Genomic DNA, 15,391 nt, shown 5'->3' with positions numbered 1-15,391 from the left:
CGATCAGCCCCGGGTCAGCTTCTTGTAGGTGGCGCGGTGCGGACGCGCGGCGTCCGGTCCGAGCCGCTCGATCTTGTTCTTCTCGTACGACTCGAAGTTGCCCTCGAACCAGAACCACTTCGACTCACCCTCGTAGGCGAGGATGTGCGTGGCGACTCGGTCGAGGAACCACCGGTCGTGGGAGACGACCACGGCGCAGCCGGGGAAGTCCAGCAGCGCGTTCTCCAGGCTGCTGAGGGTCTCGACGTCGAGGTCGTTGGTGGGCTCGTCGAGGAGCAGCAGGTTGCCGCCCTGCTTGAGGGTCAGCGCCAGGTTGAGGCGGTTGCGCTCACCACCGGAGAGGACGCCGGTCGGCTTCTGCTGGTCCGGGCCCTTGAACCCGAACGCGGACACGTACGCCCGGCTCGGCATCTCGACCTGGCCGACGTTGATGTAGTCGAGCCCGTCGGAGACGACCTCCCACAGCGTCTTCTTCGGGTCGAGGTTCTCGCGGCTCTGGTCGACGTAGGAGATCTTGACGGTCTCGCCGACCTTGATGTCACCCGAGTCCGGCGTCTCCAGGCCCTGGATCATCTTGAACAGGGTGGTCTTGCCGGCGCCGTTCGGGCCGATGACACCGACGATGCCGTTGCGCGGCAGGGTGAAGCTGAGGCCGTCGACGAGGACCTTCTCACCGAAGGCCTTGCTGAGCTTGTCGACCTCGACGACGATGTTGCCGAGCCGCGGGCCCGGCGGAATCTGGATCTCCTCGAAGTCCAGCTTCCGCATCTTGTCGGCCTCGGCGGCCATCTCCTCGTACCGCGCGAGACGGGCCTTGGACTTGGCCTGGCGCCCCTTGGCGTTGGAGCGCACCCACTCCAGCTCCTCCTTGAGGCGCTTCTGCCGCTTGGCGTCCTTCTGGCCCTCGACCTTCAGACGGGTGGCCTTGGTCTCCAGGTACGTGGAGTAGTTGCCCTCGTACGGGTAGGCACGGCCGCGGTCGAGTTCGAGGATCCACTCGGCGACGTTGTCCAGGAAGTACCGGTCGTGGGTGATCGCCACGACGGTGCCCGGGTACTTGGCCAGGTGCTGCTCCAGCCAGTTCACCGACTCGGCGTCGAGGTGGTTGGTGGGCTCGTCGAGGAGCAGCAGGTCGGGCTGCTCCAGCAGGAGCTTGCAGAGCGCGACGCGGCGCTTCTCACCACCGGAGAGGTTGGTGACGGGCCAGTCGCCGGGCGGGCAGCCCAGGGCGTCCATGGCCTGCTCCAGCTGGGCGTCGAGGTCCCACGCGTTGGCGTGGTCGAGCTCCTCCTGCAGCTTGCCCATCTCGTCGAGCAGCGCGTCGGAGTAGTCGGTCGCCATGAGCTCGGCGATCTCGTTGAACCGGTCGAGCTTGCCCTTGACCTCGGCGACACCCTCCTGGACGTTCTCCAGGACGGTCTTCTCCTCGTTCAGCGGGGGCTCCTGCAGCAGGATGCCGACGCTGTAGCCCGGGGACAGGAACGCGTCGCCGTTCGACGGCTGCTCCAGGCCCGCCATGATCTTCAGCACGGTCGACTTACCGGCACCGTTCGGACCGACGACGCCGATCTTCGCCCCCGGCAGGAAGTTCAGGGTGACGTCGTCGAGGATCACCTTGTCGCCGTGCGCTTTGCGCGCCTTGCGCATGGTGTAAATGAACTCAGCCAAGAGAAACCGTCCGGCAGCTTGAAATCTGGCAGTGGGCAGATACACCCCATCTTGCCTGACGGCCAGCCCTGGACGGAAACCCGTTCCGCCCAGGGGCTGTGACCTGGGGGTTCCGGGACTGGCCGCGAGGGCTCGTCTGTCGCTGTCGGTCGCCGCTGGGCGGCGTCGGGCACCCTCGCACGGCCCGGGGACGGCCCAGGAAGCAGAGTCCCCGCCGCCACCGCGCCGGGCTATCGTGCCGCTGTGACCAGCGCAGCAGAGCGCCCCATCCTCTTCCTCGACGTCGACGGTCCGCTCATCCCGTTCGGGGCGTCGTACGGCTCCTCGACGTCCGTCGATCAGGGCAACCCGCTGCTTGATCGGCTGGACCCCGGCATCGGATCGCGCCTCCTCGCCCTGGACTGCCCTCTCGTGTGGGCCACGACGTGGATGGAGGATGCGAACGAGGCCGTAGCTCCACGCCTGGGACTGCCGAAGCTGCCCGTGGTGGAGTGGCCGGACGCCAGTGCCGACGACGGACCCCGCGGCCTGCACTGGAAGACCCGCCCCTTGGTCGAGTGGGCCGATGGTCGCCCCTTCACCTGGGTCGACGACGAAATCGGCGCCATGGATCGCTTGTGGGTCGACGCCCAACATCCTGGGCCGTCGCTGCTTCATCGCGTCGACCCGAGCAAAGGACTCGTAGACGCCGACTTCTCCACGCTCGCCGATTGGCTCGGCTGCTGAGGGCCATGCCGAGTATCGACGCTTCCTCGGCGGTCGCCTGCCTCGGCTCCGGCTGCTCCACGGCATGGCTGACGGTGACGCCGATCGGGGCCATACGGTTCACGACGCCTGCCCCGGCGTGCGGCTGGCACCGAACGAACCACGGCTCCTCCCGTGGTCGGGGCCGGAAGGAAGCCCTGCTGCCTGAACACCGACGACAGGGGCGGCTCCATGTCCGGCCTGGCGGACACCATCGAAGCGGTACAACTGGGAACGGCAGTCGAGCTGCTGCGGCATGCCTCGGACGCCGTCGATGACCACGATCGGGGTCCGGAGGAACTGCGACGGTTGGCCAAGGAACTGACCGGAGCGTTGCGAGACGTGCTCCGCGTCGCAATCAGCCGCGGTCGCCTTCTGGCGGTGGGCGACGCGCAACTTGCCGGTCTACTGATCACGGGTCTCGCTGGCCAGCGGGACTGACGAAGCCCACGGCTCTGAGCTGCTCAGAGCCGTGGGCTTCTGTCATCGTCGGTTGGCGTCGGCCGGCCTTGGACGGCCCAGGGCCGGCTGGCACCAACGCCGGTCGCACCAGGCCTTCCCGTGCTACTCGTCGATCGGGCGCACGAATTCCAGGGTCCACGTCTGCTGGAACTCAGGCCTGGGTGTGGCGAGTTCGATCTGCGCGCCGCGGTGGCTGGCGGACCAGGCGAGGCCCTTCTCCGAGATGATCTTGACGCCCCCGAGAACCGGCTCGAAGGTGAACCTCGCCCGCTCGCTGCTGGGGACGCTGTTGACCCAGAGTTTGTCCTCGGCGATCACCAGCCCCGCGGTCTCGTGGGCGGCGAGGCGAATCATGTAGGGCGCTCCCGGCTCCGGCTCGACGGGCTCGACGACCCACTCCTGTTCGATCGGGAGGGGATTGAGGCGGTCGGTGATGACGGGGGCGCCGTACTTCACGGCGTACTCGGTGGCAGTCACCAAGGAGCTCGGGCCAATGATGTGGGCGTGAAGCTTGTAGATGCCAGGTTTCAGTGGGATCGGAGGCATGGGCAGGATTCCCTCTCTCACGCTGCTGTGAATCAGTGACTTGCTGCCACCAATGCAGTCCCAACGTCACCATGCATCCAGCGCCCATGCACGAGGGGTTAAGCCAGGCTGGGTACGGCAGGCGCTGGGCTGTCACGTTCGGCGTATCGCTCGCCTTGGAGGTCGTCTCGATTGGTACGTGGGATCTGGGGCGATGGCCCAGTGGCCCTGGTCTGCCGACCTGTCATGATCATCTCGACGTGCTCCATGGCGGGAGGCAAGAGATGGCGATACTGCTGCCCGACGGGCTGGCCACGCCGGCGCTCGTGGTCGATCCGGATGTACTGGAAAGCAACATCGAGCGGATGGCCGAGGCTTCGCGGGTCCGAGGGTTTGCCCTGCGTCCGCACGCCAAGGCCCACAAGTGCGCGCAGATCGGGGACCTTCAGCTCCAGGCCGGCGCGCGCGGGCTGTCGGTGGCCACGATCGGCGAAGCCGAGGCATTTGCCCGGGTGGGCGTGGACGACCTGTTCATCGCGTACCCCGTGTGGCTCGATGTCGACAAGGCGCGGCGGCTGCGCCGGTTGGCTGACGACGCTGCTCTGAGGGTCGGCGTCGAGTCGGTCGAAGGCGCGCAGCGGCTGGGGAACGCCGTGCGCGGCAGCGCCCGGCCCGTCGAGGTACTTGTCGAGGTCGACAGCGGGAGCCGCCGCACAGGAGTGCAGCCTCACATGGCTGGTGAGGTGGGGAAGGCGGCCGCCGACGCGGGACTCGATGTTGTCGGCGTGTTCACGTTCCCGGGACACGGCTACGGTCACGACGCGCAGGCACGTGAGCGCGCCGCACGGGACGAGGAGCGCACGCTGGGCCAGGCCGCACAGGCGCTGCGGGATCTCGGGCTCGATGTCCGTACGGTCAGCGGCGGGTCGACTCCGACGGTGGGACAGTGGCGGCCCGGCGCGGTGAACGAGTTGCGGCCCGGTGTCTACGTCTTCAATGACGCCACACAGCTGGCCATCGGCACCTGCGGGGTGGAGGACCTGGCGCTGGTCGCCGCGGCGACGGTGATCAGCGTTCCCGCCCCGGACCGCTTCGTACTGGATGTCGGCAGCAAGGCCCTCGGCTCCGACCGGTCGTCGTGGGTGACGGGCCACGGCTACCTGCCCCGGTTCCCACAGGGATCCATCACCGGGTTGTGGGAGCACCACGCCGTGGTCCGCCTTCCGGAAGGCGTGAGGGGGCCACGCCTCGGGTCGGTGGTCGCTGTCGTCCCCAACCACATCTGCACGCCGGTGAATCTCGCCGATGAGCTGCTGGTCGTCCGAGACCGCAAGGTGATCGACCGCTGGCAGGTCACCGCACGAGGGGCCAATACCTGAGCATCACTTCAGGCGGGCCGATGGTGGGTCGTCGGTCGCCGTTGGACGGCCTCGGGCATCCTCGCAGGGCCCAGAGCTGCTCACGAGGAACCCGCCCGGTCGGCCGCGCGGCCGCCATCGATCGGTGCCGCGCCCCGTGGGCCGTGCTTCCGGCCCGCGCGAGTCTCGTGTGCGGCCAGGTGGGTCATGATCGAAATGCGGTCGGCGTAGGACGCCTCGACGATGGCGCTGAGGGGCGGAGCGCGAGGCGTGTCGTGTCGGCCGGGCGCTCCGCCGAGTCATGCGTCAGAGAAAGAGGAAACCATGACGGCAGCGACGGAGACTCCCACTCGTGAAAAGGCCGGAGTAGGCCAGGAAGAGTTCGGCGAGGAATCCGCCATCGGTCCGCTTCTGCTGGCAGCCTTGCTGTCCCGGCGTGAGGAGCGCGGAGAGGAACCGATCATCGAACACCCGCTCCTCCTCGCCGCGCTCGCGCGCCGCCGACGGGAAGGCGGAGAAGAGTCGATCATCGAACACCCGCTCCTCCTCGCCGCGCTCGCGCGCCGCCGACGGGAAGGCGGAGAGGAATCGATCATCGAACACCCGCTCCTCCTCGCCGCGCTCATGCACCGCCGACGGGAAGGCGGAGAAGAGTCGATCATCGAACACCCGCTCCTCCTCGCCGCGCTCATGCACCGCCGACGGGAAGAGGGCGGAGAGGAATCGATCATCCAGCACCCGCTCCTCCTCGCCGCGCTGATGCGCCGCCGACGTGAGGACCGCGGGGAACAGCTGATTCAGCATCCTCTCCTCCTTGCGGCGCTCATGCGCCGGTGAGCAGGAAAGAACGACGCTCTGCCCCCCGGTCCGGCACTCGCCGGCATCGGGGGGCAGGTCCCGTACGGCAACCGCAGACCTGGGGAAACACAATGGCAGCTGAGTCCGGAGAAAAATCGGAACGGGATCCCCTGGGGTCCTTCATCGACGAGATCTTCGAGGAGATCGTGCGCGATGCCGGGATCCCCCATACCGGCACCGGTGGCAGGCACGGAAAGGACCCATTGGCGGGAGCTCTGATGGATGCGGCCGTGGCACTCCTCTCCCAGCCGCCTTCCCGTTCTTCGGAGCTGGAACGGGTGCTGCTCGCGCAGGCCCTCGCGACCGCACTGGCAGAATCCCTCGCGCCCGCTCTGGCAGATGTGCTGGCCTCGGAGATCATGAAGGTGCTGAACCACCACGCGGCCTCCCAGAGAGGCGGCTCCCACGAAACCGTCGGCGGATCAGGCCCCAGCCACCGCTCTCCCGGCGGGGGCGGCCGGTAGCGGCCTGGTGACGCTGACAACCGAGGTCGACGGAACGGCTTAGGGCTGGAGCTGCTTTGGCGGGGTTGCCTGAAGCCGCGGGCCGGGCGCCCCGGCCACGGCGTCCCCCCTCTCCGTCCGTCGGGCGGCCGACGGCCGAGGGCAGGGCGATACAGGTCGGGGCAGCGGCGCCGGGACGGCGCCGGACCGTCAGTCGCCCGGCTGCTCGCGCTTGCGCAGCACCACCAGTACCGCGCCGCCGATCACCACGAACCCGATGGCCACGCCGGCGATCAGCGGGGTGATCGCGGAGCCGCCCGTCGCGGCGAGGTCGGTGCCGGGTGCTGCGGTGCCGCCTCCCACCGTGGCGGGGCTGGGGTCGTTGTGGACCTTGGCCGTGCGCGTCGTGATCGTGCCCTGCGTCCGGCAGTCGAGGACGCCGGTGAAGCGGTGGCTGAAGCCGTGCGGCCCGGTGATCGTGAAGTCGTAGGCCTGGTCCTCCTGGAGCGGGACGGTCACCGTGCGGGAGGCGCCCGCGGGGATGGTGTGCGCGGCGCCCATCAGCTCGAAGGTGAAGGGCTTGTCGCCCTTGTTGGCCGCGACGACGTCCACGCCGCCTCTGACGCAGTCCTTGTGGGCCGACAGCTCCGGTATGGCGCCCTCGGCCGCCCAGGTGGCGGTCGCGTTCGCGGAGACCGTGGACTCGCTGGAGCCGGCCAGGATCTGGGTCTGGCTGCGGCTGTCGGAGGCGAAGGCACGGCCCACGGGCACGGTGGTCGACGCCTGCACGGTCAGCTGGGCGGTGCCGGCGGAGGCGCCCCCGGGGATGGCGAAGTACAGCCGGCTGCCGTCCTTCGCGGTGCTGATCGCCTTGCCGGTCTTGTCGGTGATCCGCACCCCGCTGGTGGTCGCGTCCACCGGCGGGCTCACCGCGACCGTGCCCGCGTTGGTGTGCACGGTCACCGGTCCGAGCAGGCCGCCCGGCCGGCCGGAGACCGCGGGCGGGTCCAGGGTGAGCGAGGCCTGCGGTTCGCCGAGGTCGCGGGCGCTCTTCTGCAGGTAGTCGGCGAGCTTCTCGGCCTGCGGGTCGACGGCGTCGACCTTCGCGCCGTCGGAGTAGCGCCAGATGGCCACCTGGGTGCCGGCCGCCGCGTCCTGCTCGGTCAGGGTGCCGGCGCCCGCCTGGCGGGCGAGCGCGGCGAGGTCGTTGACCTGGGGGTAGGAGTGCTGCAGGATCCAGCCGATCCGGCCGGCGTCCTTGTTCGCGCCCAGCGAGGTGCCGCTCCAGGGCGTCTCCTGGTAGTGGGCGTCGCGCTGGGTGGGGTTGTGGAGGTCGACGCAGTACGTCTGCAGGGTGCCGCCGCCGTCGACGGACATCTCGAACAGGCCGGCCTCCACGCGCTGGTCGCCGCCGTCCCCGTGGATCACGGCCTCGCCGTAGGTCTTCAGGCCGTTGATCGTGGCCGTCGCCCCGCCCTGGCTCTGCGGTGTCTCGTCGGCCGCGGCTCTGCCGGCGCCGGACAGCGCGCCGGCCGCCACAAGGCCGGACACCGTCGCGGCGGCGGCCAGACGGCCCGCTCCGGCGGAACGGCGGAACCCAGAGAACGCAGCAAGCACAGAATTCCCCTTCGAGCAGGACCCGTTGGACGTGGGGGACGGTCCCACCAGCAGAATCGGCAGCCCCTAGGGGCACGCCCGGCATCCTATGGATCAGCGGGAGCCTCTCCGGCCGGTCGGATGATCCGATGGGTGATCCGATCCGCAATCGTTATCGCCGGGGCCGTCCATGAGCTGGGCATATCGACAAATCAACCCGTTCGTACGGGGAGTTCGCCAACCGGGCGGGCGGTGTCCTGGCCACGGTCGCTGTCGCGGCCTCTGACGTCACGTCACGGCAACGGGCTCGGGAGCCTGTTGGGCCGTGGCCCCGTCCGGTACGCCCGCGGGTCCGGGTGGCGGTGTCTCCCAGTTCGGCTCCGGCCGGTTCGCCGTAGCGGGTGCCTCCGGCCTGGCCGCGCGCTGGAAGACGGCCGTACCACGGGAGAGGTCGTGGCCGATCGCCACGGCGTCGATGTCGGCGGAGGCCCACTGCTGTTGCCCCTCGCGGACCTCCGTGCGCACCTTCAGCCGGCCCTGTACGACGACCGGCTGGCCGACCTCCACGCACGCGGCCACGTTGACCGCGAGCTGGCGGTTGGCCCACACCGTGAAGAAGTTGGTGTGCCCGTCCGTCCAGGTGCTCTTCTCCCGGTCCCAGTACCGCGCGGTCACCGCGAGCCGGAACCGTGCCGACGGGCCCGACGCCGCCTCCCGGTACATCGGCTGGGTCGCCACGTTGCCCACCACACAGACGACGGTCTCGTTCATGTCCTCGCTCCCCTCCCCCGCCCGGCGCGTCACGGCCGGGCGGACACACGTACGGGCCCGTCCCGTACGGCTGCGTCTGCCGCGCCGGCACGTACGACCGCCGTACGTGCCCACGCGTCCCGCCGATCGCGCGCCGCTTCCGCCGTCCCTCCGGCCGGACCCGCCGTGCGATCGCCGCGACCCCAGACTGCCTCCGCCGGGCCGGGCCCGCTGAGCGCTGTGGACGGCCATCCGCCTGTGGAAAACCCCGCCACCCGCACGGGTGACGCCCTCCCCCGCCACCGCCTTCACCCCCGGTGACCGGCACCGCTCTTCGACCGGCCGTCCGGGCGGGCCTTCAGACAGGCCTTCAGCTGGGCCTTCAGGCGGGCCTTCAGGCGGCTCTTCAGGCGGCTCTTCAGCCGACTCGCACGCCCGAGCCGGTCCGCGCGACCCGTGCGTACTGCTCGCGCACCTCCCGGTAGCGCAGCAGTTCCGCCGCCACCGGGTCGAGCACCCGGGCCCGGCCGCAGCCGGCGGCAGCCTCCCGCAGGCGCCGTTCCGCCTCCTGGCCGTAGCGCCGGGCCGGTCCTCTGGCCGCCATCCGGCAGCCCCACTCCACCAGCGGCCCGCCGATGATCCCGCAGAGCATCAGCAGCACCGGGACGCCGAGATTGGGCGCCATGACGCCGGCGATCTGGCCCGCCAGCCACAGGCCGCCCACGATCTGCAGCAGGGTCATGGACGCCTGGACCAGCACCGCCGCCGGCCACCAGCCCGGGCGCGGCGGCCGGCCCGGCGGCAGCCCGGCCCGCGCCGCCAGCTCGTCCAGCGCCTCCGACAGCCCCTGCGAGCCGCGTACGGCCGCCTCGCGCACCGCCTGCGCCCATGGCCCCGGCAGCCCGGCCGAGGCGCGGTCGGCCACCGTACGGACCGCCTGCTCGACGCGCTGCCGTGCCGTGGCCTCCTCGTCGGCCTGCGGGCGCACCGCGTGGCGGCCCGTCGTGGAGTCGCCGCGCCCTTGGTACCAGCGCCACAGCCGCAGCCAGGGCGTACCGCAGGCGCGGTTGGCGTTGCGCAGCCAGGCGCGCTCGGCGGCCTCGCCCGCCGCGGTGGCGCCCACCGCGTCCGCGAGCCGCGCCCCGAACTCCTCGCGTGCCTCCTCACTGAGGCCGACCCGCCGTTCGGCGGCGTAGACGGGCCGCAGTTCGGCCGCGGCGGCGTCCACGTCGGCCGCGACCCGGCGGGCCGCCGCGCCGCGCTCCGCGACGAACTGGCCGAGCGCCTCGCGCAGTTCACCGACGCCCTCGCCGGTGAGCGCGGACAGCGCGAGCACGGTCGCGCCCGGCTCGCCGTGCTCGCCGAGCGCGACGCCGTCCTCGTCCAGCAGCCGCCGCATGTCGTCCAGGACCTGGTCGGCGGCGTCCCCGGGCAGCCGGTCGACCTGGTTGAGGACGACGAACATGACCTCGGCGTGGCCGGCCATGGGCCGCAGATAGCGCTCGTGCAGGATGGCGTCGGCGTACTTCTCCGGGTCGACCACCCAGATCACCGCGTCGACCAGCTTCAGGATCCGGTCGACCTGCTCGCGGTGCTGTACGGCGGCGGAGTCGTGGTCGGGCAGGTCGACCAGGACCAGCCCGCGCAGCTCCGCCTCGGTCTCCGGGTTGTGCACGGGGCGGCGGCGCAGCCGGCCCGGGATGCCCAGCCGGTCGATCAGGCCCGCCGCGCCGTCGCTCCAACTGCACGCGATGGGGGCGGCCGTGGTCGGGCGCCGTACGCCGGTCTCCGAGATGGCCACGCCGGCGAGGGCGTTGAACAGCTGCGACTTGCCGCTTCCCGTGGCGCCCGCGATGGCGATGACGGTGTGCCGGCCGGAGAGCTTGCGGCGGGCGGCCGCCTCGTCCAGGACCCGGCCGGCCTCGGCGAGGGTGCGCTTGTCCAGCCGGGCGCGGGAGAGGCCGACGAGTTCGCGCAGGGCGTCCAGGCGGGAGCGCAGGGGTCCGTCGTACGCCAGGGGGGCCGGCGGGTTGGCGCCCAGGGCCCGGGTGGTGGTCTCGCGTTCGGCGGCGAGGGCGGCGGCCGCGGCGTCCGTGACACGCCGGGCGATGAGGCCGTCGTCCCACGTCTCCGTGGAGTCGGTGCCGGCGTGGGCGTCGGCGTCGGCGTGGGCGTCGGCGTGGGTGCCGGGACCGGTGCCGGTCCCGGTGCCGGTGTCGGGCGTGCGTCGGGGGGCCGCCTCGTCGCTGGGGCCGGGCTGCCGGGGCGTACGGTGCGGCGGGCGGGAGCGCTGCCCGCCACCCGCCTCGGCGCTCTGGCCAAGGGCGGCCCTGTCCCGGCCCGCGCCCTGGTCCGCCACCCGCGCATCGGCTCCCTTCCCGAGCGCGGCCCTGTCCCGCCCCACCCCCTCCGCCTCAGCCCCCGCGCCGAGCCCCGTCCTGCCCGGCCCCCGGTCCCCCGCGCCCGCGCTCTTCCCCAGGACAGACCTGCCCGGCGCCTTGTCCCCCACCCCCGCATCCGCGCCCTTCCCCAGCACCGGCCTCCCCGGCCCCCGGTCCGCCGCGCGCGCGTCGGGGCTCTTCCCCGACAGGGCCCCGTCCGGCCCCGCCAACCCCGCATCCGCATCCTGGCCGAGCGCGGACCTGCCCGACCGCCTGTCGGCCACGTCCGCATCCGCCCCCGTCCCCGTCCCCGTCCCCGGCACGGGCCTGACCGCGCCCTGGCCGGTCACACGCGCATCCGCACCCTTCCCCGGCACAGCCCCGTCCCGCCCCGCCAAACCCGCATCCACACCCCGGCCGAGCACAGACCTGCCCGCCCCACTGTCGGCCACGTCCGCACCCGTCCCCGTCCCCGTCCCCAGCACCGGCCTGCCCGACCTCCCGTCCGCCACGCGCGCGTCGGGGCTCCTCCCCGGCGCAGAGCCGCCCGCGCCCTGGTCCGCCGGGCGGGCCTCGTGGCCGGCGGGCGGTTCCGGCGGCATCGCGGGGGTCTGTGGACCGGGGCCCGCGTCCGCACGGCCCACGCGTGCGTGCCACCCCCGCTCGTGGTCCTCGCCCTCGGCCGCGCCCGCGTCACCGCCCCGGTCGTCGGTCTCGGCCGGATTCTTCGCCGCGTCCGCGTCCGCCGTCGAGGCGGGCGGTTCGGAGTTCCGGCCCGCGCCCTCGGGCCGGTTCCCGGGGGTGCCCTCCTCCGGCCGCCCGGCGCCGGCGTCGCCGGGCACGCCCGGGCTCGGGGGCGGCAGCTCCCCGCGCCGGTCGCCACGTTCCATTGGTCTCCTGACCTCGGCATCCATGGGACCGCTGTGCTCGGTACGCGCCATGCGGTCGGTGTGCTCCCTGTGCTCCTGATCAGTGGCGGCCGTCACCGGCTCACCTCTCCTTCTGCAGTACGGACAGCGCGGCGATGAGTTCGGCCTGTGGCCCGGGGTTGACGCCGAGGGCGTCCAGCGGGGCGAGGCGCCGCTCCCGTTCGGCGTGCATGACCCGGTCCACGCAGTCGGCCAGCAGGCGCGCCGCCCGGTCACGCAGCCGCAGCGCGCCATGGGCGCCGAGCTTGTCGGCCAGTCCCTCGCCCACGTTGCGCGTCCGGCGCCCGCCCAGCAGCGAGGTGGCGACGACGGCGGCGACGACCTCGGGGTCGGGTGCGGAGGTGCGCTCCAGTACCCGCACCTCGTCCTCCGCGTACTCCTCCAGCTCCCGCCGCCAGCGCCGTACGGCGAGGCCGATGCGGTGCTCGGCGCTCTCCGGGGAGTGGTCACGGCCGGCGAGGCTCGGGGCGTCGGCCGCCGGCTCGTGCCGCCAGGCCTCCTCGACCCGCTCGTCGGCGGCGGTGACGGAGCACAGCAGCAGGGCGGCCAGGCTCTCCACGAGCGCGTCGAGGAGTTCCCCGGGAGTGCAGTCCAGGGGGAAGGCCCGCCAGCGTTTGAGGGCGTCCCCGGCGAGTACGGCGCCGGCCTGCAGACGGCCGCGCACGCGCGCGTGCTCGCCGTCGTAGGCGGTCTCCACGGCGGCGGTGAGCCGCAGGGCGGCCGCGTACTGGGCGGCGACGGCGCTGGCCAGCTCGGGCATGCGCGACTTGAGCGAGTCGAGGAGGCCGTAAGCCGTACGGGCGATCACCTGCTGCCGGGCGGCGGGGTCCTGGGCGTGGTGCACCAGCCAGGTCCTCAGGGGCGCGACGGCGGTGGCGGGCAGCAGCCCGGCTCCCCACGCCGACTCGGGCAGCTCGGGCACGGTGAAGCGGGGTACGTCGCCCAGCCCGGCCTTGGTGAGCAGGGCGCCGTACTGCCGGGAGACCTCGTTGACGACCTGGTGGGGCACCCGGTCCAGGACGGTGACGAGGGTGGCGTCGTACTCCTTGGCGGTGCGCAGCAGGTGCCAGGGGACGGCGTCGGCGTAGCGGGTCGCCGTCGTCACCATGATCCAGACGTCGGCGGCGCAGATCAGCTCCGCGGCGAGGACCCGGTTGTCGGCGATCAGCGAGTCGATGTCGGGCGCGTCGAGGAGGGCGAGCCCGCGCGGGATGGTCTCGGTGGTCTCGATGCGCAGCTGGCGCGCGGGGGTCTCGCGATCGGGCAGCAGCAGGTCCTCGACGGGATCCTGCTGGTGCGCCCACACGCGCGTGAGCTCGGGGAGCACCCGCATCCCGCTGAACCAGTGATGATCGTCCGGGTGGCAGACGAGGACCGGCGTCCGGGTCGTCGGCCGCAGTACGCCCGCCTCGCTCACGCGCCGCCCGACGAGGGAGTTGACGAGCGTCGACTTGCCCGCGCCGGTGGATCCGCCGACGACGGCGAGCAACGGCGCCTCGGGCTCTCGCAGGCGGGGTACGAGATAGTCGTCGAGCTGCGCGAGGAGTTCGTCGCGGTTGGCACGCGCGCGTGCGGCCCCGGGCAGGGGCAGCGGAAAGCGTGTGGCGGCGACACTGTCGCGCAGAGCGGAGAGTGTGTCGAGCAGCTGAGGCCGTACGTCCAAGGTCACCACATGCGAAGAATGCCCAATTTTAGGGGAATTCTGAAGCATATAGACATGTCTGCGCGCCGAGGGGACGGAACGGACGGAAGGAATCATTGGGACACGGGCGCAGGCGAGGGATAACGAGTGCACAACACCCGGTGCGTCGGAGGCCAAAAGCGATGCACGAATCGCACCTGCCTGCGATTATCAGGACCGCTTCACCGAACCTCCACATCGAGCCACGGAGGGGAAGCGACAGGGACGGGGAACCGGGAGCCCTATCCTTGTCCCGGGCAACGTCAGGGATCAGCCTCTCGGGGCACCCGGCACGAGGCCACCACACCAGGCCCCCGTAGCTCAGTGGATAGAGCAGGCGCCTTCTAAGCGCTTGGCCGCAGGTTCGAGTCCTGCCGGGGGCGCCGGTTTCCGCCCTCCCCTCCGGGAGGGCGTCGCGTCGTTCAGGGCGACATCCGGTCACGGCGACATCCGGTCACGGCGACATCGGCTCAGGGCGATCAAGGCGACGCGGCCGCACACGGAAAAGCGCCGGACCCTCCCGGCGTTCGCGGGGAGGGTCCGGCGCTGTACGGGCGGGTCAGAGCGCCTTGCTGTTGCAGCCCATGTCCGAGCCGAGGTGGCTCTGCTGCGCGCCCGGGTTGCCTTCGCCGTTCAGCAGGTTGCCCGCCAGGCCGTTGACGGCGCCGACGCTGCCGAGCACATCGATGTTCATGTCGTGCGAGCGGCACTCGATGCCCTGCGTGACATCCAGGTCGTGTCCCGGCTCCCCGTGCGCGGAGGCGGGGTTGACGCCGAAGGTGCCGACGCTGCCGAGGACGGCGCCCACGAGGACGGCCTTGTGAAACGTGCGCATTACTTCTCCGATGGTCTGGCTGATGCGATCTGCGGCAGATCGAGAGGGGGCGGCGGAGCGCGGCTGAGCGATCAGCCGAGGCGGGGAAGGCCCAGCTGGCCGACCGGAGGCGCCGCGACCTGTCCGAGGCCGAGCCCGGGAACCTGCGGCGTGCCGGTACCCGCGACCAGCGGGTTGACGAGCGGGTTCACCTGGGGATTCACCTGGGGGTTCACCTGAGGCGCGACACGCGGCGGGGCCTCCGTGGCGCCGAACGTCTGGGGCACGGAGACCTGCGGGGCGACCCGCGGCATGACCTCCGGCGCGGACTGCGGGCTGACCTGGGGCATGACCTGCGCCGCCGGCTGCGGCGCGGCGACCTGCTGGGGAGCGGCCTGCGGGGCGTACGGCGAGTTGGAGGCCTGCGCGGAGCCACCCGACGTGGCCGTCGCGGCGGCGTAACCGGTCTGCTGCGGCGGCGCGGGCGGTGCGGGGGGCGCGGGGGGAGGCGGCATCATCGGCTGGACGTACGGCTGCGGAGCGGCGACCTGGGCCACGCCCCGCGAGTTGGCCGTCGCCGCGGCCTGCGGACCGCTCGGCGGGGGCGGCGCGTACTGGGGAACCGCGTACTGCGGTGGCGCGTACTGGGGCATGGCGTACTGCGGTGGCGCGTACTGGGGCGGCGCGTACTGCGGTGGCGCGTACTGGGGAGCCGCGTACGGCGCGGGGTACTCGGGAGCCGGCGCTGGAGCGGCACCACCGCCGTATCCGACGGGAGTGTCGGCATGGCTGACGCCGGCGCCGATGGCGGACAAGCCGCCGGCCGCCGCTACGACGAGCGCGGCCTTGTGAATCTTGCGCATGGAACCCTCGGCCCTTCAATACCTGAACAGGGAAATCCGTTGTATTCGGTGCGGTCGCGTGCTGCACTCAGCCCGATGTTCGTATGGTCGTACTGCGCCGTAACGGGGGTAACTACCGGGCTGCACACGGACTTACGCCAGAGCTGGCAGCGAACTCCCTTTACCCCTCCGTGATCCATGATCGCTGCCCTCTCCCAGCTGGCAACGACAATTGCCCCGCCCCGGTCACGGGACCCGGAACTCCGTCACCCATTTGCCATTGACGGACGGACGCCCGAGGTCAGGATTGCAGGGGATTCCGGAACGCGGCACCGAGGCG

General features: G+C 72.0%; 12 protein-coding genes, 1 tRNA gene and 2 pseudogenes. 5 read left to right on the top strand and 10 right to left on the bottom strand.

Annotated elements, in window-relative coordinates; all coding sequences use genetic code 11:
• Positions 1 to 3: 3 nt before the first annotated feature.
• On the bottom strand, positions 4 to 1,668 hold the full coding sequence (ettA, locus tag ABT171_RS20685; protein WP_351245789.1) for an energy-dependent translational throttle protein EttA: 1,665 nt from the start codon (positions 1,666 to 1,668) through the stop codon (positions 4 to 6).
• Positions 1,669 to 1,911: 243 nt separating this feature from the next.
• On the opposite strand from ettA, the gene ABT171_RS20680 reads away from it, so the two are divergent.
• Positions 1,912 to 2,394 (top strand): HAD domain-containing protein, encoded by a 483-nt coding sequence (locus ABT171_RS20680; RefSeq protein WP_351245787.1) that lies wholly within the window; start codon positions 1,912 to 1,914, stop codon positions 2,392 to 2,394.
• A 4-nt stretch (positions 2,395 to 2,398) separates the two neighbouring features.
• Here ABT171_RS20680 and ABT171_RS20675 read toward each other — a convergent pair.
• Positions 2,399 to 2,518 (bottom strand): annotated as a pseudogene (locus tag ABT171_RS20675) (GntR family transcriptional regulator); the annotation flags it as partial.
• Between ABT171_RS20675 and ABT171_RS20670 the strand changes: the two are divergent.
• Positions 2,519 to 2,853, top strand: a pseudogene (locus tag ABT171_RS20670) (hypothetical protein).
• A gap of 123 nt (positions 2,854 to 2,976) precedes the next feature.
• Here ABT171_RS20670 and ABT171_RS20665 read toward each other — a convergent pair.
• Positions 2,977 to 3,351, bottom strand: coding sequence for a hypothetical protein (locus ABT171_RS20665; RefSeq protein ID WP_351246007.1), 375 nt, complete (start codon positions 3,349 to 3,351; stop codon positions 2,977 to 2,979).
• Between the two features lie 155 nt (positions 3,352 to 3,506).
• On the opposite strand from ABT171_RS20665, the gene ABT171_RS20660 reads away from it, so the two are divergent.
• Positions 3,507 to 4,778 (top strand): alanine racemase, encoded by a 1,272-nt coding sequence (locus ABT171_RS20660; RefSeq protein WP_351245785.1) that lies wholly within the window; start codon positions 3,507 to 3,509, stop codon positions 4,776 to 4,778.
• A 285-nt stretch (positions 4,779 to 5,063) separates the two neighbouring features.
• On the opposite strand, the gene ABT171_RS20655 is transcribed toward ABT171_RS20660, so the two are convergent.
• Positions 5,064 to 5,561, bottom strand: a complete 498-nt coding sequence (locus ABT171_RS20655; RefSeq protein ID WP_351245783.1) for a hypothetical protein — start codon at positions 5,559 to 5,561, stop codon at positions 5,064 to 5,066.
• 125 nt (positions 5,562 to 5,686) lie between these two features.
• Here ABT171_RS20655 and ABT171_RS20650 point away from each other — a divergent pair, with 125 nt between their 5' ends.
• The gene (locus ABT171_RS20650; protein ID WP_351245781.1) at positions 5,687 to 6,079 is read left to right on the top strand and encodes a hypothetical protein; all 393 of its coding nucleotides are present in this window, start codon (positions 5,687 to 5,689) and stop codon (positions 6,077 to 6,079) included.
• 189 nt (positions 6,080 to 6,268) lie between these two features.
• Here ABT171_RS20650 and ABT171_RS20645 read toward each other — a convergent pair whose 3' ends face one another.
• The 4 genes from ABT171_RS20645 to ABT171_RS20630 form a co-directional block, all read right to left on the bottom strand.
• Positions 6,269 to 7,675 carry a Cys-Gln thioester bond-forming surface protein gene (locus ABT171_RS20645; protein ID WP_351245779.1) on the bottom strand — a complete coding sequence of 469 codons (1,407 nt, stop codon included), beginning with the start codon at positions 7,673 to 7,675 and terminating at the stop codon, positions 6,269 to 6,271.
• 267 nt (positions 7,676 to 7,942) lie between these two features.
• Positions 7,943 to 8,425: a single-stranded DNA-binding protein gene (locus tag ABT171_RS20640; protein WP_351245777.1), complete on the bottom strand. Its 483-nt coding sequence runs from the start codon at positions 8,423 to 8,425 to the stop codon at positions 7,943 to 7,945.
• A 397-nt stretch (positions 8,426 to 8,822) separates the two neighbouring features.
• Complete coding sequence (locus tag ABT171_RS20635) at positions 8,823 to 10,883, bottom strand: YfjP family GTPase (RefSeq protein ID WP_503075900.1); 2,061 nt, start codon at positions 10,881 to 10,883, stop codon at positions 8,823 to 8,825.
• An 892-nt stretch (positions 10,884 to 11,775) separates the two neighbouring features.
• Positions 11,776 to 13,386 (bottom strand): dynamin family protein, encoded by a 1,611-nt coding sequence (locus tag ABT171_RS20630; protein WP_351245775.1) that lies wholly within the window; start codon positions 13,384 to 13,386, stop codon positions 11,776 to 11,778.
• 319 nt (positions 13,387 to 13,705) lie between these two features.
• On the opposite strand from ABT171_RS20630, the gene ABT171_RS20625 reads away from it, so the two are divergent.
• Positions 13,706 to 13,778: transfer RNA gene (locus tag ABT171_RS20625), tRNA-Arg, on the top strand.
• A 176-nt stretch (positions 13,779 to 13,954) separates the two neighbouring features.
• Here ABT171_RS20625 and ABT171_RS20620 read toward each other — a convergent pair.
• Positions 13,955 to 14,230 carry a hypothetical protein gene (locus tag ABT171_RS20620; protein ID WP_351245773.1) on the bottom strand — a complete coding sequence of 92 codons (276 nt, stop codon included), beginning with the start codon at positions 14,228 to 14,230 and terminating at the stop codon, positions 13,955 to 13,957.
• A 71-nt stretch (positions 14,231 to 14,301) separates the two neighbouring features.
• A complete protein-coding gene (locus ABT171_RS20615; protein ID WP_351245771.1) occupies positions 14,302 to 15,072 on the bottom strand; it encodes a hypothetical protein in 771 nt (256 codons plus the stop codon).
• Positions 15,073 to 15,391: the final 319 nt, after the last annotated feature.

Source organism: Streptomyces sp. NPDC001851, from assembly GCF_040297165.1.
Lineage (GTDB): Bacteria > Actinomycetota > Actinomycetes > Streptomycetales > Streptomycetaceae > Streptomyces.
The sequence above is the reverse complement of the archived record's forward strand: the minus strand, read 5'-3'. Positions and strand labels throughout refer to the sequence as shown.

Excerpts from the sequence above, each read along its gene's own strand:
- ABT171_RS20640 (WP_351245777.1), bottom strand. The coding sequence starts at position 8,425 with ATGAACGAGACCGTCGTCTGTGTGGTGGGCAACGTGGCGACCCAGCCG.
- ABT171_RS20620 (WP_351245773.1), bottom strand. The coding sequence starts at position 14,230 with ATGCGCACGTTTCACAAGGCCGTCCTCGTGGGCGCCGTCCTCGGCAGC.
- ABT171_RS20615 (WP_351245771.1), bottom strand. The coding sequence starts at position 15,072 with ATGCGCAAGATTCACAAGGCCGCGCTCGTCGTAGCGGCGGCCGGCGGC.
- ABT171_RS20655 (WP_351245783.1), bottom strand. The coding sequence starts at position 5,561 with ATGCTGAATCAGCTGTTCCCCGCGGTCCTCACGTCGGCGGCGCATCAG.
- ABT171_RS20650 (WP_351245781.1), top strand. The coding sequence starts at position 5,687 with ATGGCAGCTGAGTCCGGAGAAAAATCGGAACGGGATCCCCTGGGGTCC.
- ABT171_RS20660 (WP_351245785.1), top strand. The coding sequence starts at position 3,507 with ATGCACGAGGGGTTAAGCCAGGCTGGGTACGGCAGGCGCTGGGCTGTC.